The organism is Bartonella sp. AP57NXGY (genome assembly GCF_042195805.1).
Lineage (GTDB): Bacteria > Pseudomonadota > Alphaproteobacteria > Rhizobiales > Rhizobiaceae > Bartonella.
Genome location: NZ_JBHIOZ010000401.1, coordinates 1 through 945, shown reverse-complemented (window position 1 = coordinate 945; position 945 = coordinate 1). Strand labels below are relative to the sequence as shown.

General features: G+C 33.3%; 1 protein-coding gene. It reads right to left on the bottom strand.

All coding sequences use genetic code 11. The annotated features are described in order from the left end of the window. Nucleotides 1–302: 302 nt before the first annotated feature. Nucleotides 303–632 carry a hypothetical protein gene (locus ACFIL8_RS11115; protein ID WP_375613511.1) on the bottom strand — a complete coding sequence of 110 codons (330 nt, stop codon included), beginning with the start codon at nt 630–632 and terminating at the stop codon, nt 303–305. Nucleotides 633–945: the final 313 nt, after the last annotated feature.

Below are 945 nucleotides of genomic sequence, written 5' to 3'. Positions count from 1 at the left end.
TATAAGATGGTGTAACCTCTTTTATAAAGTTAACTAAAGTTTTTTGAATTTCTAGCATATTGTTTAAAGACAAAAAACTCCCTCTTATTATGCAAGCAGCTTAGACATCGGCTGATAATCCTCCCGCTTATAAAAATCCTTTCTTTAATAACCTTCAAAACCACAATTAAAGTGGTGAAAGATAAAACAAGATTTTTAGGCGATCATAACGCACAATAAAATCAGACCAGTCTAAATGTTCAATGCTAACACCTGCTAAACAGTGGAAAATAAGTTTTAGCACGCATTCAAATTGGAAGGGCTTAAGCCCCCCGCGTGCTACGATGGTTTTCTACTCTCATCGTACGATTTACATTCCCTCTAAAACTTAATCGCTGTAAATATAAAAATCTTGAAGCCCGTTCTAAATCCGTGAGAGTTTCTGGATCTTGCTGTATTAAACGTTGAAATTCCTCACAACTGCTCATCTGAAATGCTAACATTTTCATAAAAGGACGATAGTGGCGTTGTAACATCCCTAAAAAGTTTACGACATAACCTGAGAGATTATTGCTGATTTCAGGGGATAGAATCAATTTCTGCTCAAAGAAAATCTCACCCATACCAACAAAAAGGTTTAGTCTACATGCCATGAGGAATGTACTCAAATAATTTTGATATTTTTTGATCGAATTTCTTTTGTCACCAATATCCGTAGCAACTTGTGTGGAATTAACAAAATTATAATTTTTTATCTTAAAATGTATCCATCATTTTTTACATTCTTTCATCTATCTTAGCCTTCTTTTCACAGCTTCAAATGATAAAAAGTAACTGCAATGTTAAGTCGTTTTGCATCGAACAAATTTCTCGCAAACTATCCCTATTGGCTAGATGACAATCCATCCTCTATTTAAAGAGAGAAAAACTTTTCTTTTTTATTCAGCGATAAAGTAAATATTATCC

Bases quoted from the DNA above. Each gene is read 5' to 3' on its own strand.
- ACFIL8_RS11115 (WP_375613511.1), bottom strand. From the start codon at position 632: ATGGCATGTAGACTAAACCTTTTTGTTGGTATGGGTGAGATTTTCTTT.